The sequence below is a fragment of the Natrarchaeobius halalkaliphilus genome, from assembly GCF_003841485.1.
GTDB lineage: Archaea > Halobacteriota > Halobacteria > Halobacteriales > Natrialbaceae > Natrarchaeobius > Natrarchaeobius halalkaliphilus.
Map to the genome: position 1 here is coordinate 1 of NZ_REFY01000006.1, position 25,968 is coordinate 25,968.

At 63.8% G+C, this 25,968-nt stretch carries 23 protein-coding genes and 1 pseudogene; 9 read left to right on the forward strand and 15 right to left on the reverse strand.

Annotated elements, in window-relative coordinates; translation table 11 throughout:
- Positions 1–99, forward strand: a pseudogene (locus EA462_RS14470) (IS1595 family transposase); the annotation flags it as partial.
- A 38-nt stretch (positions 100–137) separates the two neighbouring features.
- Here EA462_RS14470 and rdgB read toward each other — a convergent pair.
- Genes rdgB through EA462_RS14485 form a run of 3 tightly spaced genes read right to left on the reverse strand, consistent with a single transcriptional unit; the run spans position 138 to position 2,299 of the window.
- Positions 138–686 carry an RdgB/HAM1 family non-canonical purine NTP pyrophosphatase gene (rdgB, locus tag EA462_RS14475; protein ID WP_124179300.1) on the reverse strand — a complete coding sequence of 183 codons (549 nt, stop codon included), beginning with the start codon at positions 684–686 and terminating at the stop codon, positions 138–140.
- A gap of 38 nt (positions 687–724) precedes the next feature.
- Complete coding sequence (locus EA462_RS14480; RefSeq protein WP_124179301.1) at positions 725–1,561, reverse strand: hypothetical protein; 837 nt, start codon at positions 1,559–1,561, stop codon at positions 725–727.
- A 45-nt stretch (positions 1,562–1,606) separates the two neighbouring features.
- Positions 1,607–2,299, reverse strand: a complete 693-nt coding sequence (locus EA462_RS14485; RefSeq protein ID WP_124179302.1) for a helix-turn-helix domain-containing protein — start codon at positions 2,297–2,299, stop codon at positions 1,607–1,609.
- An 85-nt stretch (positions 2,300–2,384) separates the two neighbouring features.
- On the opposite strand from EA462_RS14485, the gene EA462_RS14490 reads away from it, so the two are divergent.
- Positions 2,385–4,052: an NADH-quinone oxidoreductase subunit D gene (locus tag EA462_RS14490; RefSeq protein ID WP_124179303.1), complete on the forward strand. Its 1,668-nt coding sequence runs from the start codon at positions 2,385–2,387 to the stop codon at positions 4,050–4,052.
- A 52-nt stretch (positions 4,053–4,104) separates the two neighbouring features.
- Here EA462_RS14490 and EA462_RS14495 read toward each other — a convergent pair whose 3' ends face one another.
- The 5 genes from EA462_RS14495 to EA462_RS14515 all read right to left on the reverse strand — a co-directional run bounded on the left by EA462_RS14495 (position 4,105) and on the right by EA462_RS14515 (position 8,286).
- Positions 4,105–4,389 (reverse strand): DUF5808 domain-containing protein, encoded by a 285-nt coding sequence (locus EA462_RS14495; RefSeq protein WP_124179304.1) that lies wholly within the window; start codon positions 4,387–4,389, stop codon positions 4,105–4,107.
- Positions 4,390–4,468: 79 nt separating this feature from the next.
- Positions 4,469–6,160, reverse strand: coding sequence for a bifunctional N(6)-L-threonylcarbamoyladenine synthase/serine/threonine protein kinase (locus EA462_RS14500; protein WP_124179305.1), 1,692 nt, complete (start codon positions 6,158–6,160; stop codon positions 4,469–4,471).
- Positions 6,161–6,178: 18 nt separating this feature from the next.
- Positions 6,179–6,313, reverse strand: coding sequence for a 30S ribosomal protein S27ae (locus EA462_RS14505; RefSeq protein WP_124179306.1), 135 nt, complete (start codon positions 6,311–6,313; stop codon positions 6,179–6,181).
- Positions 6,314–6,631, reverse strand: coding sequence for a 30S ribosomal protein S24e (locus EA462_RS14510; protein ID WP_124179307.1), 318 nt, complete (start codon positions 6,629–6,631; stop codon positions 6,314–6,316).
- Between the two features lie 122 nt (positions 6,632–6,753).
- Positions 6,754–8,286 (reverse strand): hybrid sensor histidine kinase/response regulator, encoded by a 1,533-nt coding sequence (locus tag EA462_RS14515; RefSeq protein WP_124179308.1) that lies wholly within the window; start codon positions 8,284–8,286, stop codon positions 6,754–6,756.
- 302 nt (positions 8,287–8,588) lie between these two features.
- Between EA462_RS14515 and EA462_RS14520 the strand changes: the two genes are divergently transcribed.
- Positions 8,589–9,356, forward strand: coding sequence for a TrmB family transcriptional regulator sugar-binding domain-containing protein (locus EA462_RS14520; RefSeq protein ID WP_124179309.1), 768 nt, complete (start codon positions 8,589–8,591; stop codon positions 9,354–9,356).
- 94 nt (positions 9,357–9,450) lie between these two features.
- Here the strand turns inward: EA462_RS14520 and EA462_RS14525 are convergent, their stop codons facing one another.
- The 3 genes from EA462_RS14525 to uvrA all read right to left on the reverse strand — a co-directional run bounded on the left by EA462_RS14525 (position 9,451) and on the right by uvrA (position 14,189).
- The gene (locus tag EA462_RS14525) at positions 9,451–10,458 is read right to left on the reverse strand and encodes a WD40/YVTN/BNR-like repeat-containing protein (RefSeq protein ID WP_124179310.1); all 1,008 of its coding nucleotides are present in this window, start codon (positions 10,456–10,458) and stop codon (positions 9,451–9,453) included.
- A gap of 350 nt (positions 10,459–10,808) precedes the next feature.
- Positions 10,809–11,222 carry a hypothetical protein gene (locus EA462_RS14530; protein ID WP_124179311.1) on the reverse strand — a complete coding sequence of 138 codons (414 nt, stop codon included), beginning with the start codon at positions 11,220–11,222 and terminating at the stop codon, positions 10,809–10,811.
- 3 nt (positions 11,223–11,225) lie between these two features.
- On the reverse strand, positions 11,226–14,189 hold the full coding sequence (gene uvrA, locus EA462_RS14535; RefSeq protein WP_124179312.1) for an excinuclease ABC subunit UvrA: 2,964 nt from the start codon (positions 14,187–14,189) through the stop codon (positions 11,226–11,228).
- A 317-nt stretch (positions 14,190–14,506) separates the two neighbouring features.
- Between uvrA and EA462_RS14540 the strand changes: the two genes are divergently transcribed.
- Complete coding sequence (locus EA462_RS14540; RefSeq protein WP_124179313.1) at positions 14,507–15,013, forward strand: hypothetical protein; 507 nt, start codon at positions 14,507–14,509, stop codon at positions 15,011–15,013.
- A 137-nt stretch (positions 15,014–15,150) separates the two neighbouring features.
- Here the strand turns inward: EA462_RS14540 and EA462_RS14545 are convergent, their stop codons facing one another.
- Entirely contained in the window at positions 15,151–16,269 is a 1,119-nt protein-coding gene (locus EA462_RS14545) for an aminotransferase class V-fold PLP-dependent enzyme (RefSeq protein WP_124179314.1), read from the reverse strand.
- 64 nt (positions 16,270–16,333) lie between these two features.
- Positions 16,334–17,530, reverse strand: coding sequence for a chemotaxis protein CheC (locus tag EA462_RS14550; protein ID WP_124179315.1), 1,197 nt, complete (start codon positions 17,528–17,530; stop codon positions 16,334–16,336).
- A 188-nt stretch (positions 17,531–17,718) separates the two neighbouring features.
- Between EA462_RS14550 and EA462_RS17380 the strand changes: the two genes are divergently transcribed.
- A complete protein-coding gene (locus tag EA462_RS17380) occupies positions 17,719–17,868 on the forward strand; it encodes a DUF7557 family protein (protein WP_165872099.1) in 150 nt (49 codons plus the stop codon).
- Positions 17,869–17,916: 48 nt separating this feature from the next.
- On the opposite strand, the gene nrfD is transcribed toward EA462_RS17380, so the two are convergent.
- The gene (gene nrfD, locus EA462_RS14555) at positions 17,917–19,254 is read right to left on the reverse strand and encodes an NrfD/PsrC family molybdoenzyme membrane anchor subunit (RefSeq protein WP_124179316.1); all 1,338 of its coding nucleotides are present in this window, start codon (positions 19,252–19,254) and stop codon (positions 17,917–17,919) included.
- 263 nt (positions 19,255–19,517) lie between these two features.
- Entirely contained in the window at positions 19,518–20,750 is a 1,233-nt protein-coding gene (locus EA462_RS14560; protein WP_124179317.1) for an NAD(P)/FAD-dependent oxidoreductase, read from the reverse strand.
- 255 nt (positions 20,751–21,005) lie between these two features.
- On the opposite strand from EA462_RS14560, the gene EA462_RS14565 reads away from it, so the two are divergent.
- From EA462_RS14565 to EA462_RS14580, 4 genes are all read left to right on the forward strand, one after another.
- Complete coding sequence (locus EA462_RS14565; protein ID WP_124179318.1) at positions 21,006–21,605, forward strand: DUF6149 family protein; 600 nt, start codon at positions 21,006–21,008, stop codon at positions 21,603–21,605.
- Between the two features lie 315 nt (positions 21,606–21,920).
- Positions 21,921–24,428 (forward strand): methyl-accepting chemotaxis protein, encoded by a 2,508-nt coding sequence (locus EA462_RS14570; protein WP_243641436.1) that lies wholly within the window; start codon positions 21,921–21,923, stop codon positions 24,426–24,428.
- A 114-nt stretch (positions 24,429–24,542) separates the two neighbouring features.
- Positions 24,543–25,430, forward strand: coding sequence for a homoserine kinase (locus EA462_RS14575; RefSeq protein ID WP_124179320.1), 888 nt, complete (start codon positions 24,543–24,545; stop codon positions 25,428–25,430).
- 18 nt (positions 25,431–25,448) lie between these two features.
- A complete protein-coding gene (locus EA462_RS14580; RefSeq protein ID WP_124179321.1) occupies positions 25,449–25,805 on the forward strand; it encodes a hypothetical protein in 357 nt (118 codons plus the stop codon).
- Positions 25,806–25,968: the final 163 nt, after the last annotated feature.

A 25,968-nucleotide genomic window follows, 5' to 3' on the forward strand; every position in this document is an offset into this window, starting at 1 on the left:
AAGCTAACACCGTATCTCAGAGCGTTTCAGCTTCGACGTGAACTCTATAGAAAACCAGGCGATGAAGCTCTCAAACATGCTATCGATGCTGCGCTCTGAAAATCAACAACGTGCTTCACAAGAGCGAAGCCGATATATTATTCGTAGTTAGCGTACCACTCGGCGAACGCCGCGAGCGCCCGCCCGCGGTGTGAGATCGCGTTCTTCTCCTCGAGGCTCATCTCGGCCAGCGTCCGGCCGTTGTACTCGAAGAGAGGATCGTACCCGAAGCCCTCGTCTCCCCGGGGCGCGACGATCGTTCCCGCGAGCTCGCCTTCGAACGTCTCCGTTCGATCTCCGTCCGCGAACGCGAGGACGGTCCGAAACCGCGCCCGCCTGTTCTCTTCCCCGCTCACCAGCCGCCAGAGCCGTTCGATCCCGACGGTGTCCTCTACGTACGCCGAGTACGGTCCGGGAAATCCCTCGAGCGCGTCGACGAACAGTCCCGTATCGCCCACGAGGACGGGTTCGTCGTTTCCCGTGGCTTCGTAGCCCTCGCGCGCGCCGCGTCTGGCGATCTCGGAGAGCGAATCGCTCTGAACCTCGGTGTAGTCGTACTCGATCTGCTCGACGGTCGCGATCCCCTCGAGGTACGCTCGAGCCTCGCGGACCTTGCCCTCGTTGCCGGTGACGAACCGAACGGTCATGTGCGAGCCGGCGCGCTCCGGAGAAAAATAGCCGTCGGTTACGCTCTCTCTCTGTCGGAGTCCCCACGCTCGTCGACGACCGAGCGAAGGGAGTACTCGAGCGCGCCGACGACGAGAATAGCCACGAGCGTCACCATCCAGAGGACGACGTAGATCGTATCGGCCCGCGGCGAAATCCCGGGATCCGCACCCGTTTCGCGGACGGTCTCGAGCGACTCCCAGGTCGAGTAGAAGGTCCAGGAAAAGAGCGCCGCGAGCGTGACGACCGGCGTCACGAGTCGAAGTCGATAGAGGGCGATACTGGCCACGGCACCGAGGGCGACGAGACCACCCGCGCCGTACAGTACTGTGACCGCCGAGACGAGGGTCACTGCTCCGAGTTCGATCGACTCCTGGCGAACGAACGCGCTCATCCAGATGGTGGCGACAGCGTGAATACCACCACCGATCAGCCCGACGCCGAGCGTCCGAGTCGTGAACCACTCGAACACTCGCTTTCGGTTTCGAACGCCGTACTCAGCGGCGAGCAGGTATACTGCGAGGATCGTCACCGCCAGAACCGGTCCCGTCGCCACGTCCGCTGACGGCGCTGAGAGCGGCCGTTCGATGGGAACGAACCACAGCGGCCCGAGAACGACGAGGGCGACGAGAGAGAGTCCGACTGAAGCGGGGTAGCCCGCGGCGAACGCGCCACCCAGTATCGCGCCGAGACCAACGAGCAGGACGCCCAGGAGTGCGGGTGGGACCACCCCCTCGAGTCCGTATCCGGTCGCGACGAAGTAGATCGATGCGATCGCCGGAAGGCTGACGCTGCCGAGGGCGGCGGTCCGGAGCGTGGCGCTTCGATCGGAGGGAGAGACGAGCGGTGCGGGCATTCGTCCGACCAAACGTATTCTCGAACCAATAACTCTTGGTTCGCTTTAGAACTCGAGTCGCCCCATCACGCGCTGTTGGGCCTTGCGGAGGTGTTCGGCGGCAGTTCCCGGCGCACAGTCGAGTTCGGCGGCGACCTCCTCGACGCTCGCTTCCCGCGGCACGGCGAAGTAGCCCAGCTCGCGGGCGATCCGAAGCGCCTCGCGTTGTCTCTCGGTGACCGTCTCGAGTGCCCGGTCGCCGCCACGGTATTCTCCGACGCGCTCGACGGTCGTCTCGATTCCGTCGGGAACCGCCTCGAGTGCCGACTGAATGTCCTCGGATTCACCCACGAGGCCGAACCGAACCGACCAGTCCATTCGGTATTCGAGGGGTGGGATCGGGATCAGGCTCCCGTGTGCGAACGCCGAAACCAGTTGCTCGTCGAGCTGTCCGGGTTCCTCGCGGACGTAGACGTAGAACGAACCGCCGTCGGCCGATCCGCGTTCCCCGTCCCGGTTCGTCGCGGCGGTTTTTCCGTCCGTCACGTCGATCGTGATCGGACTCTCGAGTTTCCTGAGGCGCTTTTGGTAGACCTCGCGATCGCCGACGACGTGAAAGAGAAAGACGTTGTAGCCGTCGTGTGCGTGGTTCCAGGTAACCATCCGGTAGCGACTGAACGCGTCGTGGTCCGCCACGAATCGGTGCATCGGGTGAACGTTTTCGGGCCCGTGCTGGAGCGTCAGCCGAACGGATTTCATGGGTCGGTGTTCGCGCGGGGAATATAAATGACCTAGTGAGTGACCCAGAATTGACTCCCGACGAACGCGCCGAGTACCGCGTAGGATGCTTCCGGAGTTGACCTTCGAATCTCCCGTTCCGTCCGAGCCGACGTCGGACGATAGCGTCCTCGAGACGGTACTCGAGGAGTACGCGCTCGATCGCGACGACCACCTCAACGCGCCGGCGGTCGTAATCCGGCCGGACGAGGTCCAGTCCGTTCTCACGGTGCTTCGCGACGAGGTTGGACTGGATCACTGTGCGTGTGTCACCGCACAGCAGTACGCCGACCGGTTCGAGACGATCTATCACCTTCGATCGTACGCGGACGCCAGCCGGGAGGTAAGCGTCGTCGTGCCGACCTCCGTCGACGATCCACGGAGCGAGTCCGCCGCCCCGATCTTCGAGACGGCGAACTGGCACGAACGCGAGGCCTACGACCTCGTCGGAATCGAGTACGAGGGTCACCCCGATCTTCGGCGCATCCTCCTGCCCGAGACGTGGCAGGGACACCCGCTGTCGCTCGAGTACGATCGACAAAAACCCCAGATCGTCACGCTCTCCGATCACGCCAACCCGATCGCGGGCAGCGAGCGAGATCCCGAGGGGGAGACGCTGTTTCTGAACGTCGGTCCGCACCACCCCGCGACCCACGGCGTCATGCACGTCAAGGTCGTCCTCGACGGGGAGACCGTCGTCGACGTCGAACCCGACGTCGGCTACATGCACCGCTGCGAGGAACAGCTGTGCCAGCAGGGGACCTACCGCCACCAGATCATGCCCTATCCGGATCGGTGGGACTGGGTGTCCTCGGGGCTGCTCAACGAGTGGGCCTACGCCCGGACCGCCGAGGAACTGGCTGGCCTCGAGGTGCCCGAGTACGCGCAGGTGATCCGGACGATGGGTGCAGAGCTCTCGCGGATGGCCGCACATTTTATCGCCCTCGGCACGTACGCGCTCGACGTCTTCGGGGAGTTCACGGCGACCTTCCAGTACGCGATGCGCGACCGCGAACTCGTCCTCGACGTCCTCGAGGAGCTGACCGGCCAGCGGATGATGTTTAACTACCTCCGCCTCGGCGGCGTCGCCTGGGATCTGCCCGAGCCCCGCGAGGGGTTCGTTTCTCTCGTTCGCGAGTTTCTCGCGAATCTCCCGGCCAAGATCGACGAGTATCACGATCTGCTCGTCACGAACGAAATCTTCCAGCTCCGATGCGTCGATACGGGCGTTCTCGAGCCCGAGGTCGCGAAGGCCTACGGCTGTACCGGTCCCGTCGCACGCGGTTCGGGCGTCGACTACGATCTCCGCCGGGACGATCCCTACGGCTACTACCCGAACCTCGAGTGGGACGTCGTCACCGAATCGGCCGGCGACAACTACTCGCGGCTGCTCGTCCGCATGGGGGAGGTCGAGGAGTCCGCGAAGATCGTCGAGCAGTGTCTCGACCTGCTCGAGGGCTGGCCCGAGGACGACCGCGAAACCCAGTCGAACGTCCCTCGAACCATCAAACCGGATCAGGACGCGGAACTCTACCGCGCGGTCGAGGGGGCGAAAGGCGAACTCGGCATCTACGTCCGGTCGGACGGCACCGAGACGCCGGCCCGGTTCAAGATCCGCAGTCCCTCGTTTTCGAACCTTTCGGCGCTGCCCGAGATCGCTCGCGGCGAGTACGTCGCTGATCTCATCGCGGCGATCGGGAGCCTCGACTGCATTATGGGGGAGGTCGACCGGTAGAACGATCGTACTCGACCGCAGGAAAACGGCTGAACCGATCGACGACCGTCGTTCAGTCGTCGCCGTCGTCGACGATCACTTCGACGGGCTCGTCCTCGCTCTCCTCGGACGCCTCCGAGGTGCTCTGTTCTTGCTGCCAGAGCAACGCACCCGCGACGAGGACGACGACCCACGACCGCCAGTTGGCGAGGTTGAGCGTGTAGCCGACGCCGAACGGTTTCTCGACGAGCATCCCCTCGCCGGGTTTCCAGTACGACGAGATCATGCGGCTCAAGCTCGGTCGATCGAAGTTGTACGGTACTCCGAGGATCTCTCCGGAGGTCGGTTTATCTGCCATGGGCCAACGTACGTCCTCACCTGATATGAGTATTGGGTGCTCGCTCGTGCGACGAACGCGGCGTCGCGGTCGAAAGGGACTACGAGTTGCCGCCGACGTACCGACCACGCCCTTCGACGTCCTCGAGTCGCTCGAGTACCCGTTCGTCGCCCACCTCGCGGTATCCCTCGCGGACGGCCTCTCGCAGGGGGTCGGGCTCGTCTGCAGTTCCGACGAGGCTCTGATCGAAGACGTGCAGGTCCATCGCGTAGTCTTCGACGTGGTCGGCGTGATAGCCCAGTCCGAAGTCGATGAGGTACGTCCGCTCTCGGTTCTGGGCGCGGGCGTCGTCCGTTCGATCGTTCGACGGCGCGTGATATCGCCCTACCCGCACGTTTCGGGTCGTCGGATCGCCGTGGACGAATCCCGCCAGGTGGATTCGTGCCAGGTGTCGCCCCACATCTCCGATGCTTGCGGGCGTCAGCGCATCCCGCAAGTCGCACTCGCCTACGTACTCGAACTCGAGTCGCGCCTCGAGCGGGTCGACGTCGCCGAGAACGGGCGTCGGGACCCCTTCGCGGCGGGCGAGGCTGGTCAGACGAGCCTCGAGCGTCGTCCGCTCGCGTCGCAGACGTTCGTCCAGCTCGGGGTGGCGGTAGCGTTTCGGTCGGCGGCGTTTCGTCACCCGATTCGCGCCCGGTTCGAGGTCGACGACAGCTTCGGCACCTCTGATTCGCTCCTCCTCACTGTCGGTGACGGCGAGTTCCGGTTCGCCGTCCCGCCAGCTAACCGGAACCTGATCCGGCCGAAAGTTCGGATCGACGCGCGAGTCCGCAAGCGCGAGGGTGTCGCCCGCCCCGTACATCTTCGCACCTAACACGGCGATCATCCCCGCGTTGTCGCCCAGGAACCGCGCGTCGGGAGCGTGAAACGACGCGCCGCGCTGGTCGCACATGACCGCCAGCATATCCCGCAGGCGGGCGTTCCGTCCGACGCCGCCCCCGAGAACGAGTTCGTCGCTGCCGGTCAGCGAGAGCGCGCGCTCTGAGACCTCCGTCAGCATAGCGAAGACGTTCTCCTGGAGGGAGTAACAGACGTCCTCGACCGGAACTCCATTGTCGTATCGCTGCTTGGCGGCGCTCATGATCCCCGAGAACGAGAAGTCCATCCCCTTGACGACGTACGGAAGGTCGACGTACCCGCCGTCCTCGGCGGCGGCCTCGACTTTCGGCCCGCCGGGGTGGGACCAGCCGACGTGACGGGTGAACTTGTCGATGGCGTTGCCGACGCCGGTGTCCATCGTCTCCCCGAGGACGCGGTAGCGGCCGTTGCGGTAGGCGAGCAGGTGGGCGTTCGCGCCGCTCGCGTTCAGACAGACGGGCGAGTCGAAGCCGGAGGTATGACGGCCGATCTCGAGGTGGGCGACCATGTGATTGACGCCGACCAGCGACACGTCGAGGGCCTGGCTCAGCGCCCGCGCCGCGGTGGCGACGATACGTAGACACGGACCCAGGCCGGGGCCGCGCGAGAAGGCGACGGCGTCGACTGGCGGCTCGTCGATCGGTCCGTCGAACGTCTCTCGTGCGTGCTCGAGCGCTCGTTCGACGACGCGAGGGATCGCGTCGTGCATGTGCTCGGCGGCTTCGCGCGGATGAATGCCGCCGCTGTCGGGTTCGTAGGCGTCGGTTTCGATGAAAACGGAGTCGACCCCGTCGCGTCCGGAATCGTACACCGCCGCGCTGGCCGCCCAGGCGGTGCCTTCGATCCCGAGTACTCGAGTGGCGCTGCTCACGGCCCGGTCACCCGGTGGCTACTCCCACTCGGTGTAGCCGCACTTCCCGCAGTGCTGTCGGTCCCCGTGATCCGCGAGGAAGGTATCACCACACCGGGGACACTGTTCGCTCTCGGGACTTCCGTCGTCGCCGTAGAGTTCGTGACGTCCCATCTACGCTTCCTCCGCTTCGGTTTCGCCTTCGCCCTCGTCGGCGACGATCTTGTTTCGCTCGAGCATGTGGTCCTGTTCGACGTCGCGAGCGAACTCGGCGCTCTCGTAGACCTTCGCTTCGCCGACGGTCTTTCGCATTCCGAACTTGGTGTCCAGCTTTCGGATGACGACCTCCGCGGCGTCTTTGTTCAGCTTCGCCGCCAGGCTATCTCGGACCTGCAGTCGCTCCGGCGTCGCCTCGTCGTGGGCGAGTTCGAAGGTTACGTCCGTTCTGTGCAACATGGGATTCTCCGATTCGGAGATGATGTCGACGTCCATGATATCACTCAGTTACCCTATTATCCCCGTGTAGCGCCTAAAAGGATTTCGAAGTGGGGGGTTCGTATCGTCCCCCCGATGAGCCGGTTGTCGAGCGCGATCTCACAGACCGTGTGCAGTTGTCACTCTCGATCGACCCCCTTCGTCTCGAGGCCCCGAATTCGAAAGCGCGCGCCGTCCTCGTAGTTCGATGCCGTGACCGTCCAGCCGTGACGCTCAGCGAGGTCGCTGACGATCGCCATGCCGAGGCCGGTCCCGTAGCCCGCTCCCGTCATTCCCATCTCGAAGATGTCGTCGAGGATCGCCTCGTCGATACCGACGCCGTCGTCCTGGACGACGATCGCGTCGCCGTCGACGTACACCGAGACGGTGAGCCGTCCGTCCGGCGGGGTGGCGTGCTCGATTGAGTTCCGAAAGAGGTTCTCGAACAGTCGCCTGAGCTGGGACGGATCCGCTTCGACCGCCCGTCCGTCGCCTATCTCGAGGATCGCGTCGTCGGTTTCGACGGTGTCCCACGCCTCTTCGACGACGCGTTCGAGAGCGGTCGTCCTGACGTCGAGCGACGCGTTGGTTCGGACGAGCGCCAGAATGTCGTCGACGATGGTGTCGATTCGCTCGAGCGATCGCTCGATGTACTCGAACTCCGGATCCTCGCCCTCATCGTCGTGTTCCTCCTGAAGTGCGGCCAGGTTCCCCTTCGCGACGTTCAGCGGGTTTCGAATCTCGTGTGTGACGATGCTGGCGAACTGCTCGAGTTGTTCTTTTTGCTCGCTGAGTTCTCTCTCGCGGTCGACCAGCGAGTTACGAACGTCGATCGCGTTGAGCGCGTGGCCGATCGTCTCCCCGAGCTCCCCGAGCACGGCTCGCTCGGTTTCGTAGAACACGTGTGAGGCGTTCGTCTCGAGGACGAGAACGCCGTATCGGGTCTCCTCGTAGACGACGGGGATCGCGATACGGGGTGGGGACGTCGAGTTCGTCGTGACCGAGCCCGACTCGAGGGTCTGGGAGACGAGCTCCGTCGTCCTTTCCCCCTCGTTGAGCGACGCCGTATCCCCGCTCGTCCAGGTATCGATCCGCTCGGTCTCCCGGTCGAGGAAGACGAATCCCGCCGTGCGGTAGACGTCGTCCGTCGTCAGTTCGAGGGAGATCCGACGGATCATCTCGTCACGAACCTGTTCGCGCACGAGCGAGTCGTTGACGTCGCGGATGATCTCGTTGATGCGCGCCTGCTCGTCGGCACGCCGCTCGGTCAACCGTCGAGAGATGGCCGAGTTGATGTGATAGCTCAGCTGACCGACGACGTTCTCGCCCTCGATGTCCCTGATGTAGGCCGTTACCCCGTTCGTAGTCGCGCGGCGGACGCTGTCTTCGTTGACGACGAACGTGAAGATGATGAACGGAAGCTCGCCGTGTTCGCGACGGACGTACTCGAGCAACCGCAGCCCGCCCATGTAGAGTCGGCCGTTCTCGTCGGGAATCTCGTACGCGCTGACGATACAGTCGACCTGCTCGGATTCGATGATCGTCGTCGCGCTCGGAATGTCCCCCGCTGTCCTCACCTCGAGCGTCAGCCCCGTTCGGCCGATCGCCTCCTCGAACTCCGGCCGGTCGGGTGAATCGCTGACGATCAACAGCGTCGGTTTCACTGACTCCACAGTCGGCGTTCGGATCGAACGCTCTTAACCGATGGGGCACCCGTCCTCCGAGCCTCGAGCGAGACGAATTGCGGTAGCTGTGTCCCGGTGCAGCCACGAACGATCTGCGATTCCACCGGACCGATGCGGTCTGCCGTAAGTCTGTACCGGCGTATCCGGAGACCGGGTGCCGGGTGCGCCGGTAACAGTTACAGCAGACCGTACGACCGCCGGTGGTCCGTCCGAGAGCGCGAAACCATCAAATAACAAGCATTATTTCGACACGTTTTTCCATCGGTCGGGAGACGGCTACGGTAGCAGGTATGGGTACGCAGACGTACGAGAACGTATATTCTCGAGAGAGGGCGCTGTCGGAACTCCGAGAACAGATACACGAGTCCAGGGAGATCGTCGCACTCGCCGCGCCGATCGAACTCATTCCACAGATCGAAGACGTGTTGACGGAGGCGGTCGATCGCGGGGTGCTCGTCCTGTTGTTGCTGGCCAGTGACGATCTCTCCTACGAGGAGGCCGCACAGCGGGCATTTCCGGCGACGATCGTTCGGTACTGGGAGCCACAGGGAGTCAACGTCACGTCGGCAATGGTCGACTATCACAGCGGGCTGGTGACGATCTCACAGCTCCACGATTCCGACGCTGACGTCGGACGAACGCTCATCTACGCCGACGAGTTCTTTGGTAACATGCAGCTGACGAGCCTCGTTGTGAACTTCTGGCGACGAGGGGACGAGATCTATGCGGACGATCCACTGCCACTACCACACACATACGACAGTTTCTTCTATGCGATCATCGACGCTGCAAAACGGCTCCGCGATCGCCACGATCTGTACGCGACGGTCTCGGTTGTCGGCGGCCACCCCGAATACGGCGAGGTGATCGGGGGGCCGGTGATCAACGTCCGACAGAACATCGTGTTCCCCATGACGAACTCGTTTCCTGCCGAGAACAACATGTTCGTCGAGTCGAACCACGGAACCGTCTCGGTCGGCGGTCCCAGCGGAACCGTCGAGGACATCGGCGCATCGGCCGTAAAACTCTACGAAGGGGATGTGACTCCGGCCGAGTGACATCGTTCTCTCTCGGGCGGTCTGTTGTACGTCAGTACCGGTGCAACCACAGATGGGTCGCGGTTGCACCGGCAAACGGGTACACCGATCCGTCTCACTCGAGCACCACGAGTCCGCGGGGAGTCAGTTCCGTGAACTCGTTCGGCCACTCGACCGGTATCCGCGTCCACGCGTCACCGAAGTTCGTCGATCGAAAGAGCCCTCCGTTCGTCACCGCATAGACGACCCCGGCCGCGCCGGTCGTCTCGAACACCGCACGAACGACGCCCCCTCCCGTCGGAAGCCCGCGATCCTCGAGTCGCTGCCAGTCCTCGTCACCGTGTCGTCGGTAGACGTGCGAATCGGCCGTATCCGCCGAGTGTGCCGTCGACGCGCCGCTCGCGGCGGAGACGAGCACCGTCTCCGGATCCCCGGGATCGGCAACGACGCTCCAGCAGTACCGATGCTCGAGGCCCGACTGCGGATGGGTCCAGTGTTCGCCGCCGTCGCTCGAGACCGCAAATCCGTCCCCAGCGGCGCTGTAGACCAGTCCCTCTCGATCGGGGTGCGTCGCGAGGCTGTGGTTGTCGCGCCGTGATCCTTCGGGTCGTTCGACCCAGGTCTCGCCGCCGTCCTCGCTGCGGACGAACGCGCCGGCCTCGATACCGACGTACAGCCGGTCGGGATCGAACGGGTCCACCGTCAGCCAGCGGACGTGGTGGGTGTGGGGTCGCGGCGGAAAGTACCACTCGTCTTCGGAGGGCAAGTCAGTGATCCCCTCGAGGCGGACCCACGAGTCGCCGCCGTCCGTCGTACGATAGACGCGGCTGGGCTCGGTTCCGGCGTAGATCGTCTCGGGATCGTGCGGGCTGATCGCGAGGGCGGTTACCGCCTCGCTGTCGAACGGCGTCTCGAGACGATCGAACGTTTCGCCGCCGTCGAGACTGCCGAAGAGTCCGTGGTCGAACGTCCCGGCGAACACCCGGTTCGGTTCGGTCCCATCCGCCGCGAGACACTCGAGTCGTCGCCCCTCGAGTTGCGTTTGGAACGTCCAGTCGCCCGAGCGCTCGTCGCGTTCGTACCGGCAGAGTCGGTCGGGGAGCGCAACGTACGCGGTTGTCATACGGGACGTAGGGTACCCACCCTGAAATGGTTCGTGCTCGCCAAAACGTGACACTGGTGTGAACGAACTGCAGAGCGTACTCGCTAGAGCCCAGAACCGGTTCCTCTCGCCGTTGGAAACCGTGCTGACCGTCGGCTGCGGCGTCTACGTGCTGTTCGGTGGTGGTCCGCTTCGAACGCTACTGCTCGAGGTTTCCTCCTTTCGATCGGCTGTGGGCTCGTCTGGTTCGGCGTACGAGTCCGAGCAGAGTCTGCCTTGCGGACCCGGTGGACGGTGCTCGCCAGGGGGCACGGTCGCCGGCGTGGTCCGCCCGAATCCGGCGTTGTGAAGAAGCGAACGGCGTGAGACGCTCACTCGACGACGAACGTCTCTTCGTCCATCCGAACGCCGCCGAGCAAACACTCGAGAGCGACGACCCCGACGTACATCGCAACGAAGAGTGCGACGACCACGTTGAGTATTCCCAGGCCGGAGGGACCGGTAAACAGCTGAGTGAAGCCGATGACGCTCGAGCCGAGCGCGAGTAGCGCCAGTCCGAACGCCGCGACGCGTGGCCACCCGACGGTGACGACGCCGAGCGGGAACCGTTCGCGGACGCCGGCGACGAACAGCGCCCCGCCGGCGACGGCGAGCCAGAGAATCATCGCGCGTTCGCCGGTCGTTTCGAGACCGCCGGAGAGAACCACGAGTCCACCCGCGAGGAGCCCCGTGACGACTCCGGCGACGGCGAACCCGTGCCGAACGGTCTCCTTGCGCTCGCTCATGGCTCAGTCGTCGTCCGTCGGTGCGGTCACCGGCTCGGAACGGTCCTCCCGCGGTCCCTCGAGGTCCACGTCGGGCAAGAGATCACGGAGGTACCGACCCGTGTGCGAGTCCTCGAGGCGGGAGACCGCTTCGGGCGTGCCGGTCGCGACGACCCGTCCGCCGTGCTCGCCGCCTTCGGGACCGAGGTCGATAACGTGGTCTGCGTTTTTCACCAGGTCGAGTTCGTGTTCGATGACGACGACGGTGTTGCCGTTGTCGGTCAGCCGGTGGAGGACGTCGATCAGCTTGCGTTCGTCAGCCGAGTGGAGTCCCGTGGTCGGCTCGTCGAGCAGGTAGAGCGTCTCGCCCGAGTCCTTTTTCCCCAGCTCCTCAGCGAGTTTGATCCGCTGGGCCTCGCCGCCCGACAGCGTCGTCGACGGCTGGCCGAGTTTCATGTAGTCGAGTCCGACGTCCGAGAGCAGGTTCAGCCGACGGCTGATCTGACTCGAGGACTCGAAGAACTCGGACGCCTCCTCGACGGACATCTCGAGGACGTCAGCGATCGTTTTCCCCTTGTAGGTGACGTCGAGCGTGGCGTCGTTGTAGCGTGCGCCCTCGCACTCCTCACAGGGAACGTAGACGTCGGAGAGGAAGTTCATCTCGATCTTGACGGTTCCCTGGCCGCCACACTCCTCACAGCGACCGCCTTTGACGTTGAACGAGAAGCGTCCTTTCTCGTAGCCGCGCTGTTTCGAGAGTTTGGTCTGGGCGAACAGCTCCCGGATGTAATCGAAGACGTTGGTGTACGTCGCCGGGTTCGAACGGGGCGTGCGTCCGATCGGCGACTGATCGATGAGCCGGACGGTTTCGATCTCCTCGAGTCCCTCGAGACCGTCGTGGTCGCCGGGGATTACGCTCGTGTTGTCGTTCATCTGGCGGGCCAGCCCCTTGTAGAGCACCTCGTGCATGAGGGTGGACTTTCCGGAGCCCGAGACGCCGGTGATCGCGGTGAAACAGCCGAGCGGAATGTCGACGTCGAGATCCTCGAGGTTGTGCTGGCGGGCTCCGAGGATCGTTAGCGCCCCCTCTGGCTCTCGGCGCTCCTCGGGAACGGGGATCGCCGTGCGACCGGAGAGATACTCGCCGGTGATCGACTTCTCGCAGGCTTCGACCTCCTCGACGGGGCCGTTGACGACCACTTCGCCGCCGCGCTTTCCGGGGCCCGGACCCATGTCGATGACGTTGTCCGCCCGTCGCATCGTCTCCTCGTCGTGTTCGACGACGAGCAGGGTGTTGCCCAGATCGCGAAGCTCACAGAGCGTGTCGAGCAGCCGATCGTTATCACGCTGGTGAAGCCCGATCGAGGGCTCATCGAGGACGTACAACACGCCGACCAGGCCGGAGCCGATCTGGGTCGCCAGCCGAATGCGCTGACTCTCGCCGCCCGAAAGCGTCGACGCCTCCCGATCCAGCGTGAGGTACTCGAGGCCGACCTCGACCATGAACCCGAGTCGGGCGCGGATCTCTTTTAAGATTTCCTCGGCGATCACCTTCTCGCGCTCGGTGAGGTCCGCTTCCATCGACTCGAAATGCTCGAGTGCGTCACCGATGCTCATTCCGTTGATCGCGGTGATCGAGGTGTCGTCGACCAGCACGGCGCGACTCGCGGATTTGAGTCGTGTCCCCTCACAGGCCGGACACTCCGTCACCGACATGTACTCTTCGATGTGTTCGCGAGTCGAATCGGAGTCCGTCTCGAGATACCGTCGCTCGAGGTTCGGAATAACGCCCTCGAAGCGCTTTCGTTTGCGCCGAGTGCCGTTTTTCGTCCGGCGTTTGAACAGCACCTGATCGCTGGTGCCGTAGAGAAACGCCCGTTGGACCTCCTCGTCGACGTCCTCGAACGGCGTCGACAGCGAGACGTCGACGTGATCGGAAACAGCGTCGAGGCGAGTCTGATAGTACGAGCGGTTGTAGCTCCAGGGTTCGAAGACGTGTTTGAGCGGCTTGGACTCGTCCTGTAAGACGAGATCCTCGTCGATCTCTTTCGTCTCCCCGAGCCCTTCGCATTCGGGACAGGCACCGTGCGGTGAGTTGAACGAAAACGATCGCGTCTCGATCTCGGGAACGTCGATCCCGCAGTGCGTACACGCGAGGTCCTTCGAGAACTCGACGACGTAGCGATCGTCAACGTCGATTTCGTCGCCGAGTGCGCCCGTCCGTCGGGCCGCTTCACCGAGGTCCTCTGTGACTCCCTCGGGCGGATCCGGCAGAACGAGCTTGAGAACGCCGTCGGCTTCCTCGAGTGCCGTCTCGACGCTGTCGACGATCCGCGGCCGGGCTTCGGCCGAGACTTTCACGCGGTCGACGATCACGTCGATCGTGTGATCGAAGTTCTCGTCCAGGTCGGGCCTGTCGGTCGTGAGATCGTGTTCCTCGCCGTCGACCTCGGCGCGGGCGTAGCCCTCCGAGACGAGTTCGTCGAAGAGGTCCTCGAAGGCACCTTTCTGGTCGCGGACGACCGGTGCGGCGATCTTGGCTCTGGTCCCCTCGGGAAGCTCGAGGATTCGCTCGACCATGTTCTGTGCGGACTGCTCTCCGACTTCTCGCCCGCAGTCGGGACAGTGGGGCGTGCCGACGCGGGCGTAGAGGAGGCGAAGGTAGTCGTGGAGTTCGGTGACGGTCCCGACCGTCGAGCGAGGATTGTTCGCGGCGTTTTTTTGGTCGATCGAGATCGCCGGCGAGAGTCCTTCGACCGTTTCGACCTGGGGTTTGTCCATCTGACCCAGGAAGTTCCGAGCGTAGGCCGAGAGGCTCTCGATGTACCGGCGCTGTCCCTCGGCGTAGACCGTCTCGAACGCGAGAGAGGATTTTCCCGAGCCGGAGAGGCCGGTGACGACGGTGAACGCCTCGCGCGGGATCGTTACGTCGAGGTCCTTGAGGTTGTGCTCTTCTGCACCCCGCACCTCGATGAACTCCTTACTCATGAGTCGGTTCGGGTGATGACTGATGCGGTCCGCTGTACGTCAGTCGCGGGGCTATCGCGACCCGTCTGCGATTGCACCGGGAACCCGGTCCAGCGATCCGTATGAATAGTTGTCCGATACGAGGCCTGGTTCATTGTGATTGCGTCAGTGGCCGGAGGAACTTAACGAGATTGAAAGACGAATGCGCGACCCGTGCTAGCACGATCTCGCTCCGTCGACCGGTGGTAGACGATCGCCTCGCCCGGCCCACAACTGAGTGTCGCTGACTCCGGATCGACGCCCAAAGTGACTTCGACGGGGAGTCCCAACGGTCGCGTATGAACGACGATACGGACGCCCCACCGTCGGTCGACGAGTTCGTCGACTACTGTCAGATACAGGCCGGACTCCTCTCCGGACGGGTCGAAACGATCGCGACGGAGGCGACTGATCTCCTCGACGAGATCGACGAGGACGTCGCGACGCTTCGCGCCCGACTCGAGGAACGAGGCGGTGACGTGGCCGGGACCGCGACGCCGTCGTCGGCTGGCGGACCCGGCGACGTCGACGTGGACGCGCTCGAGGAGCTTCAGGACGACCTCGAGCACAAGCAGCGACTGGCCGAGGCCAAAGGTGCCAGAATGCAGGCGTTCCAGGAACTCGCGGCGGCTTACACCGAACTCGCGGAGGAGGTCGGCTCGGCCGACGACGCCGCAGCGGCACTCGAGGAGATCGTTCGCTTCGAGGTCGACAACGACGCACCGGCGTACTTCGACGATCGGCGGACGCTGTGTGAGGCCGCCGCCGAGCAGGCGAACGCGGTCGAAAACGATACCGAACAGTAGCCGATCCGGAGACCGGGTTTCCAGGTGCGCCGGTAGACAGTTACGGCAGATCGCATCAGGGCCCCTCGAGCACTGCTACGCGTTCCTCGAGGAGCGCAAAGCGTCCCCCCCAGCCCGGTCGTGTCGCCTCGTGTAGCTCAGAGCGCCTCGAGAACCGCGTCGACCTCTTCGCGCGCGTTGAACGCGTGGACGGACACGCGAACCGCCCTCGGGTAGGCGGCCGAGGACGGAAGCGACCTGACGACGATATCCTCCTCTGCGAGCCGTTGGACGGTCGCCTCCGGATCGTCCGTTGCGATGGTTACGAGCCCCGACTCGAACCGATCGGGACTGATCAGGCGGTCCTCGTCGACGCCCGCTTTGAGCCGGTCCGTCAGCCGTTCGATTCGGCGTTCGACCGTCTCGAGTCCCATCTCTCCGAAGCAGTCTATCGCGTCGACGAGTCCGGCGTGCGCCGCCGGCGTTGCGCTCCCGACCTCGAGTCTACGCGCGCCGGCTTCGTAGCGGTAATCGTCCGCGTTCGGCTCCGCGACGCTCCGGTAGCCGATCGCGGCTGGAGTGAGCGTCCGCTCTCTCCCCTCGCGGACGTAACAGAAGCCCGAACCGAAGGGGCCAACCAGCCATTTGTGTCCCGCGCCGACGACGAAGTCGGCACCCCACTCGCGAACGTCGACGGGGGTTTGGCCGGGCGACTGGACCGCATCGACGAGCACCAGTGCACCCGCCTCGTGGGCGATCTCGACGATCTCTGCCACCGGCAGGCGGGTTCCGTGCGTCCAGGTCACCGAACTCACACAGAACAGCGTCGCATCCGCCGCTGCGTCGGCCACGGCCTCGAGATCGACGCGACCACCGTCAGTCTCTAGAACCCGAACGTCGATTCCCCGTTCTCGCTCGAGGCGCTTCCACGGCAGAATTCCGGCGGAGTGTTCGAGGTCCGTTCGCACGACGACGTCGTCGGCCGTCCACTCGAGTCCGCTCGCGATCCGGTTGATCCCGTCTGCCGTGCTCTCGGTTAGCGCGATCTCGTCCGGCGACGCGCCGAGTAGACCGGCGATCGCCGCTCGTGACTCCTCGTAGGCGTCGAACGCCGCTCGATACTGCCCGCCTTCGAAGGCCGCCTCGTACTCGTGGCGTTCGAGGACAGACTCGGCGGCCTCGACGACGCGACGGGGACTCGGCCCGCCGGCACCCCAGTTGCAGTAGATTCCGGACTCTATGGCGGGGATCGTTTCGCGGAGATCGATCGGTTTCATTACCCGCCAGTTCGCGACCTGGCGTGTTCGTTCTGGCGATCGCGGTCACCGCGGACGACGGCGCTCAAAAGTGATCGTCCGGATCGGCTCTCGTTTCGGTTACGCGCTCGACCAGCAGCGCCTCGAGGGCCTCCTCGAGTTCGTCGCGACGGGGAAGTGCGAGCAACTGACACTGCAGCGAGTCCGCGTCTTCGGTTTCGATCGTCGAGTCGAGGACGAACGCGTAGTTGTCCGTCCGTCCGAGATCCGCGATGAGCGGGCTCACGATCGACGACCCCATATCCGAGATGAACGTCGGCGGCGAGTGCCGGATCGACGTCTCCAAAACGTTCGCCCAGCCGTCGATGAATCCGCTTGCGGTGACGTTACACAGCTCCTCGAGTGCACTCCGCTCTCGTTCGCTCCAGTCGCCGTCGTGTTCGTTCGACAGCAGTGCGTCGACGTTTCGTCTGGCGGAGGCCGGCTGAAAGAGTATCGCGAGATAGCCACTCGGTGAGCCGGTGTACTTGACGGCAGTACCCACGCGCTGTTCGGTACCGACCTGTGCGGGAATGTCGGGGATCGAAACGAAGTTCAGCCGGTTCACCTCCACGGTCGTCTCGAGGCCGGTCATCGCCGTCAGGTTGTCCGTCGCCCTGACAGCACCCTGTTTGGTCATCTCGGTGAACACCTCGAGCTTTTCGAGGGAGATACCCTCGCCCGTCCGGTCCTCGAGTAGCTCCTCGAGCGCGTCGATCGCGGGAAACAGGAGGATTCGGAAGTCGACGTCGCTGTCGGCGGACCTGACCCGGCTCCGGAAGACGAAGACGTACTCGTCGTCTGCGGTCGTCGGGTCGGGAAGGACGGAAGCGCCGTCCCCTTCGACGGGCGACGGCGGCGAAACGTCGATCTTCGTATCCAGGTGGTCGGCCCAGCCGCTGACGAAGCCGTTCGCCATGATGTTTCCGACTTCGACGACGGCGCTTTCGAGGCGCTCCGGCCCCGCGGCGGGAACGAGATTGCTCGTAATCGCCTCGCGGCCGTCCTCATCGAAGACAAGAACGGTCTCGCCGGACAGCGGCGAGCCGAGCGAGACGCTAACCCCCGCGAACGTCCGGCCGTCGAACTCGTACCGGAGGTCAGACGACGACATCAACGAGACGTCGGTCATCTCGACGCGAGCCGGAACGTCCGCCAGTTCCGAAAGGGCGTCCGCCGCTGATTCGGCCCCGTCCCGTGCCAGCTCGTTGTAGGTCTCGAGGGAGTGAATGTCGATTTTCATCGGTTACTCCCGTCGATTGCCGTACCTGGTCGTGACACAGTCCCTTCATTGACCCGTCCGATATTTTATCTTTCGGACGCGCTGTCGTCGTCCAGCGGGTCTACGACCGACCGGATCCGATCGCCCCCGACCTATTTGATCGGTGGCGTCGAGATACGCTAGCGGACGGCCGGCCGTCCGATTCGACCATGTGCCCACAGATAGAGATCAGCGAGGAACTCAAGAACCGACTCGACACGCATCTCGAGGAAGACGAAACGTACGCCGAACTCATCGATGAGCTGGTGTCGATCTACGAGACGGACGGGACCTTCCTGCAGGAAGGCTACTCCGAGTGAGCGGCGAGTCGACCGGCTGCCTCGAGTTTTCCGACCGACCTCGAACCATCAGTCCCGACGAACGTCGTCGCGTTCGTGATCGTCTCGGAGATGTTCGATCGCGTGGAGTTCGACGACCGGAACCACCTTCGCGACCAGCAGGAAAAACAGCGTCACCATTCCGATCGTACCGGTGATCGACGCGATCTCGATGAAACTCGGGAAGTACGTTCCCGGCGTCGCGTAGTAGATCTCCATCGTGGGGTGGAAAAATCCCTCGACGACGAACAGGACCTTCTCGAGAAGCGTCGCGAGCAGAATCGCGACGCCACAGACGACCGCACGACTCTTGGTGAACAGCGTCGGCCGAATCGCCTGTGCGAAAATATAGGCGAGAACGGCGGCGACGAGCGTCATCGAAACGAGATAGATCGGATGTGTGAGCGTCGCGGTCCACGCGGCGTCGAGGTCGACGGGCGGGAAGAACGTTCCCGTCGTAACCTGCTGGAGTTGCAACCAGAGGAACAGCAGGCTAAAGAATCCGAGCCACAGCGTCAGCCCCCGGAAGACGTCGTCGGTGATGATGTGGTCCCAGTCGTAGGCCCACCGGAAGCCGTACGAGAGCAAGAGCACGCCGCTGATCGCGGAGGTGAGCGCGATCGTCAGGAACTGCGGTCCCTGGACGCCGCCGAACCAGCGAGGATAGGTCGGTAAGACGGCGAACAGCCACGGAATCACGCCACCGTGGAGCAACAGCGGAGCCATGATGATGATGGCCAGCGCGAGCCACCAGACCATCCGCTGGACGACCTCGTCTTCTTTCTCGCTGTAGCCGACCGTCAACGCCGTGTAAATCGGATCGAAGTGGTCCGGGAGGTCGTCGCGCAATCGGCTCACGTCGTATCGAAGCGTGAGACCGAGATAGGTCGCCGTCAGCACGAAGTACGCCGTGATGACGGTCACGTCCCACACCAACGGCGAGTTGTTCACCGTGATGTGATAGTGGCCCAGCACGCTCGTGACCATCCGGTCCGGACGACCCATGTGAACGAGGATGTAAAACCCGGCCGCCGACAGGCCGGCGATCGTCAGCAGTTCCGCGAGTCGAGCGACCGGCATGTACCGGTCCATCCCCAGCAGGCGAACCGCGGCCGACAGGATGATCCCTCCGTGGGCGATCCCGACCCACCAGATGAACGCTCCGATGTAAACCCCCCACGTCACGCCGCCGCCGGTACCCCAGTCGGAGAGGCCCGTCACGGCCAGCCCTTCCCAGAGCTGGTACGCCCAGCCCACGAGAAAGAGCGCGAATGCGAGTCCAGCGACGCCTACCAGCGCGTAATACTTCGTCGAGGTCTCCTGGATCGGTCGGAGAATGTCGGCCTCGCTCGGCGTTTTGGTGCTCATTGTGTCCGAGTCCCACGAACGTATTCCAACGACGCATTTCGTTTCGTACGTTGCACGTGCAAGGTCGCGATGACTGCCGCTCGAGTCGGTCGAGTTGAATCACGGAACGAACGCTCTGGACGGGAAAGAACGAACGCATTGGACAGGAAACCGAAACGAAAAACGAACCGGACGATTTGCTGGGCCACGCGGACGGGAATAGCCGACCTGAGCGAACGGGGATAATCGGCTCGAGCGACGGGCGGATCGTTCTGGCTTCTGTCTCAACTCTGTGCGGGCGCGAGTTCGTCGAGGTCGACGGACTGCTCTAACAGGACCTCGGCCTGATCCGAGACGGGACGTTGTTCTCGCATCAGCTGTTTGAACGTCCGCTGTGGCGAGAGGTCCCCGATGAGGACGCCGCCGACGATCTTGCCGTCTTTGAACGCGACGCGACGCCACTCGGTGTCGCTGTAGCGACGTTCGGCGTACTCGTCACCGAGGGTCGGATGGCCGAACGAGAGGAACGGAAAGTCAAAGTGCGTGATGGAATAGGACGAGACCCACTCGAAGACTTCCGACTCGTCGTCTGCGGCCATATTGATCGCAGCGACTCGACCCTGTTCTTTCGCGGAGCCCCAGGACCCGTTCTGGGCTTGCTCTCCGAGTAACACGTCGTGAAACCGCGTGATGTCGCCGGCCGCGTAGATGTCGTCGACGTTCGTCTGCATGTACTCGTCGACGACGATACCGTTGTTCTCCTCGAGGCCAGCGCCGCGAAGGTATTCGGTGTTGAACGTCAGGCCGATCGCGACGCCAGCGAAGTCGCATTCGAACCGATCGCCGTTGGGATCGACGGCTGCCGTCACGCGGCCGTCGTCGGTTTCGAAGTGATCGACGCCGCTGTCGAAGATCGGTTCGACTCCCCTTTCGCGCATGCCGTCGTGCATGATCTCTGCCCCGCCGGCCGAGAGCGCATAGCGCCACCACCGATCGCCGCGCATGAGGTACTTGCCCTCGACGCCCTGGGATCCACAGACGGCAGCGAAGTCGATTCCGAGGAGTCCGGCCCCGACGATGACGGCGTCCTGGGCCGATTCTGCGCTCTCTCGAATCGCCCGTGCGTCCTGAAACGTCCAGAAGTGATGGATTCCGTCGGCGTCGCTGTTTTCGACCGGAAGCTGCGTCGGCGTTCCGCCGGTCGCCACCAGAAGCTTGTCGTAGGACAGGTCGTCCCCCTCGTGGGTGTGAACGATCTTCGCGTCCGGATCGATCGACGTGACGTGCGTGTTGAGCGAGAGCTCTATCTCCCGCTCGTCGTACCACGTCTCGTCGTGGATCGAGATGGGCGCTTCGGGGAGTTTTCCTTTCGCGTGCTCTTTGATAAGGATTCGATTGTACAGTGGCTCCCCTTCATCGGTGATGACGGTAATCTCCGAATCCGGGTCTTCTTCCCGGAGGGTCTCGGCAGCCGAACTGCCCGAGATCCCGTCACCGATGATCACGTACTGGGTCATAATCGGACCGTTCGTAATGCGGGTTAAAGTGGGTTGCTATCTCGTTTATTTTGCCCGTCGAACTCGCCTTCTGTGACGAACGTACAGCATTTTGGTCGATTGGCGAAGAACATCCACTACTGACTGCTATTTCCGGTGGCGTTCTCGAGAATTTAACGTGGTGTGGCGGTTCACCGGACAACCCGTTTGTGGGGCGCGTGCCAACACAGATCACCGTCCGAATCCCTCTTTAGGGACGCTTTCCTACACCCGGACATGAAGCTCCGTCAGAACGTTCGCCACTTCGCCTCGCGGAAGGCACTCGAGACGCCGGTCGTCCGATCGGTCGCCACGTCGGGTCTGGTCCGTCTCCACACGAAGGTGTTTCTGAAAAAGGCCGATCCGGCCCACGCCGACGAACGCGAGGACCACCTCGACGGCCTGTTCGAGGCGACGGTCGATGCGTACCTCCGAGCGCTGCAGGACGGCTACTCCGAGGCCGAGGCACGGGAGATCACGCACATCCAGGCGAACTTCGACTTCTACAACCACGGCTGGACCGAAATGATGGAGTTTCCTGCCGACGAACTCGAGACCCATTACGACCGGTACGCCGAGTTCTTCGGGCGATGGGACATCACGATCGACGATCCGCTCGGCCAGTTTACGCCGCCGAGCGGCGTTCCGAACGCACCGTCCACGCCCGGGAAACTCGAGGACCCGGACCACCCACATGCGGAGGGCGGATTCGCGGACGACGTCTACGTCGAGAACGAGGACGGTGAGCTCGTCGTCGGCGGTCAGGACGACCCGGACGCCGTCGACGTCTCGAAAGCCGTCGGCGTCGACGCCGACACGGCGGGAACCGACGAATAACGCCCGATCCATCGATCGGAACTGTTATCGGCGTGAACAGCTTCACGGAGTGACACATCCATCGTACGGTCGGACGCACTCATCGTACGCCGTCCAGTGAGCGCAGTCGCTTCTACACTCGACGAACCGGTGGTTCACCGAACGGGGGTGTCCTCCGTTCGATCTCGAGACGTCTCGATTCCGATTATCATCTCCGATAACCGCGGATGACAATTTATGTACCGACGGTGTCACGCGTTCGATATACGCATGAGCTTCGTTCGACGACTGGTACCGACAGCGATCCGGCGTAGGTACACGATCAAATTCACGATCGTGTCGCTTCTTTTTGGCCTCTCCGTCGGGATTCTCGGGTTCGTTGCGGCCGTTGGCTTGATCCACGAAATCGAGATCCTGATCGACGAGGTGTCGACGATCGACGAGGAGTGGAGCTACGCTGCGATCGGCGCCGCCGTCCTGTTGATCGGTCTGTTCGGGTTCGCACTCGGCCGAAACACGACGTCGTCGATCGACCGCCTGACTGAGAACGTCGAGCAGATCGACGACGGAAACCTCGACGTCGACTTCGAGACGGATCGGATCGACAGCGTCGGTCAGCTCGCTGCCGGTCTCGATTCCATGCGGGAGACGCTGGTCGAACAGATCGAGGACGTAGAATCGACACGAGAAGAAGCCGAGCGCGAGCGCGAACGGATTCAGGAGATCAACGAACGACTCGAGCACCGTGCCGACGAGTACAGCGGCGTGATGGCGGCGGCCGCCGCCGGCGATCTGACCGTCCGCATGGACGCCGACGGCGAAAACGAGGCCATGGACTCCATCGCGGCGGACTTCAACGAGATGCTCGCCCAGATCGAACGAACCGTGGCCGAACTGAACGGGTTCGCGGCCGACGTCGCGACCGCCTCCGAACAGGTGACGGCCTCGAGCGAGGAGGTCCGATCGGCATCCGAGCAGGTAACCGACTCCATTCAGGAGATTTCCGTCGGTGCCGATCGCCAGTACGACTCCCTCCAGTCGGTCGATCGAGAGATGAGTTCCCTCTCGAGCGCCACCGATGAGATCGCCGTCTCGTCGAACGATGTCGCTGAGGTCGCAGAGCGGACGGTCGAGACCGGCCAGACCGGTCGCACGGCCGCCAGAAACGCGATCGCTGCGATGGACGAGATCGAATCCGAGGCCGAGGACGCGGTCGCTGAGATACATCGGCTCGAGCGGGAGGTCGAACAGATCGACGAACTGATCGTCACGATCTCCGAGATCGCACGACAGACCAACATGCTGGCGCTGAACGCGAACATCGAAGCCTCACGATCGGTCTCCGGAGAAGACGGCGACGGGTTCTCCGCCGTTGCTCGCGAAGTCAAGGAGCTCTCCGAAGACGTCGCAACTGCGGCCAACGAAGCCGAAGGGCGACTCGAGGCTATCCGTGAACGAACCGAACGCTCCGCTGCTGAGGTCGAAGGAACGAGTACGGACATCGAGAACGCCGGCGATCAGGTGTACGCGGCCGTCGAGGCGCTCGAGGAGATCACAGCGCTCGCCCAGGAGACCAACGTCGGCGTTCAGGAGATCTCGGCGGCGACCCAGGAGCAGGCGGCGTCTACCGAAGACGTCAGAGAGATGGTCGACGACGCGACGACGATCGCAGAACGGACGAGCACCGAATCGGAGTTCGTCGTCGGCGCGGCCCAGGAGCAAACGAGTGCGCTTTCGGAGGTCTCTCAGTCGGCTTCGAGGCTCGCAGCACAGTCGACGCAGCTATCGGCCGGACTGGACCGCTTCGATACCGACGTCGACCTCGAAGCGACTGATCCGGAGCCACCCTTCGCTTCCGACGAACGGCCGGAAACCGAGGCCCTCGAGGAGGTGGATGACCGATACGACGTCGGTGGGTTGGACGACGACCTAGTCGGTGGTGAGACTGGCCTCGGTGGACAGGCTGGCGATGATCCGGACGGCGATGAAATCGACGACGATGGCCTGGACGACGGGATCACCTTCGATCCGGTCCCCTCCGCAACCGGATCGTCCGACGCGGACTCCACGCCACCCGAGGGCCAGCCGGCTCCGGCCGATGGAAAAGACGACGAGCAAGTTCTCGAGTTCGACGACGATGGCGTGTCGTTCGGCCCTTCGTCGTCGGACTCCGACGATACACCCGGGTCGGACTCCGACGACCCACTCGATCTCGACACGAGTTCGAGCGAACGCACCGCTGAGCCGTCCACGGAACCCGGTTCGCGTTTCGAGACACCGGTCGATGAGGGCGATGAGTCGCCGGACGAGGACCCGGCGCAGGCGGGACCATCGGCTGACACGTCGACAGCCACTGACGCCGATCGGTCACCGGACGTCGAAACTGACCGGTCGAGCGGCTTCGATCCGCTCGCGCCAGCAACTGGGGAGACCCGATCGGCTGACGACGGTACCGAAACCGGTGAGGACACACCTGACAGGGACACGTCACCTGATGAGGGCACACAACCAGCCGGAACTGATCCGCTTTCACCGGACGTCGGGGCCGACCGGACCACCGGAACCGATCCACTCGGTTCACCCCACGACGATGGAGACGTCGAAACTGAAAACGGGAACGGGGACCGGGCCGATAGTCCGACCGAGGAACTCGAGGGCGAAACGGGGACCGACAGCGATGATGACCACGCGGACGAGACGCAGATCGACAGCGACACCGACGACCTCGATTCCGAACTCGAGGACGCGAGCGGATCGGATGGCGAACTGGAGGATGAAGGCGAGTCCGATTCCGACCCCGCCGACGAGGGGTTTACGTTCGATAACCCGGTCGAAGACCAGTAACGCGTCGATCGTCTCTCGGGGGGGATCTAGGCCGTCTCTCGGGTGTTCGTCGTCTCGAACCGGAGGCCGTCGTCGTTCGCTACCTTTTTGCCTGCACTCTGGCAAGAAATCGGCATGCTCACCGTGCGGGCACCAGCGACGAGCGCGAACCTCGGGAGCGGGTTCGACGTCTTCGGCGTCGCTCTCGGAGCGCCCGCCGACGTAATCCGGGTCGAACGCGCACCGGAAACGTCGATTTCCGTTACCGGGGCAGGCAGTCAGTACATCCCCGAAGACCCGAAGAAGAACACCGTCGGTGCGGTCGCAGAGGCACTCGAGGCACCGGCGCACATCCGGATCGACAAGGGCGTTCGCCCGTCGTCCGGGCTCGGCTCCTCGGCTGCGAGCGCTGCCGGTGCCGCGGTTGCGCTCAACGAACTCTACGATCGCGGCTATACGCGCGAGGAACTCGTTCCCATCGCCGCCGAGGGGGAGGCGCTCGTCTCCGGAGAGGCCCACGCGGACAACGTCGCACCCTCGTTACTCGGCGGATTTACGATCGTGACCGACCACGGCGTAAACCGGGTCGACGCGTCGATCCCAGTCGTCGCTTGCCTCCCGGAAACGACCGTTTCGACGCGTGACGCACGCGGCGTGGTTCCCGATCGCGCCCACATGAACGACGTCGTCGACACCGTCGGCAACGCCGCCACGCTGTCGCTTGGAATGGCGAAGAACGATCCCGAACTCGTCGGTAACGGCATGAACGACGGGATCGTCACGCCCGAACGCGCCGCGCTCATCCGCGGCTACGACCGGGTCCGCGACGCCGCGCTCGAGGCGGGTGCCACCGGCGTCACGGTAAGCGGTGCCGGGCCGGGCATTCTCTCGGTCTGTCACGCCCGCGATCAGCGAGCGGTCGCATCGACCATGCTCGGGGCGTTCGACTCGATCGGAATCGAGAGTCGTGCCTACCAGACCTCTGTCGGTGGCGGTGCCACGCTCTTCACCGAGGATCGATAGTCCTCCGGCGGATCTCGAATGGGTTCTCGAACCGACGCGATACTCTCGCTGTTCGTTCTCGCGGTCGCAGCCGTCGCATTCGTCGTCGTCGACGCCTCGCTTTCGACCTCGCTGTTCGTTTTCGGCGGCTTCGCGACGGTCGCGTTCGAGATCGTCGCCGCTCGAGATCGAGAGCGAATTCGACGGTGGTGGGACACGCCGACCGTCCAGTTCGTCGCGGTCGTTCTCGCGATCGGCGCCGTCATCGCGGGCACGACACTCGCACCGACGAGTTCGCTTTCGGCCGTGGTCGGTGCGCTGGTGACCTATCTCGCCTATCTGGCCGTCGTCCGGCTCTCTGACTCGAGGAAGACGACTGACGACGAGCGTCGGTGACGAGATGGTTCGTGCGCGGCGAGAGACACCCGAGTGACTCGACGCGGGAAGAGAACTTGTCGTAGACGGCCGAAACCGACGCGATCAACTCGTTCGAGGACGAACGTTCATATACTGAGGGGAGACCAACACCGGTATGCGAAGACGGGCGAACCGCCACCGG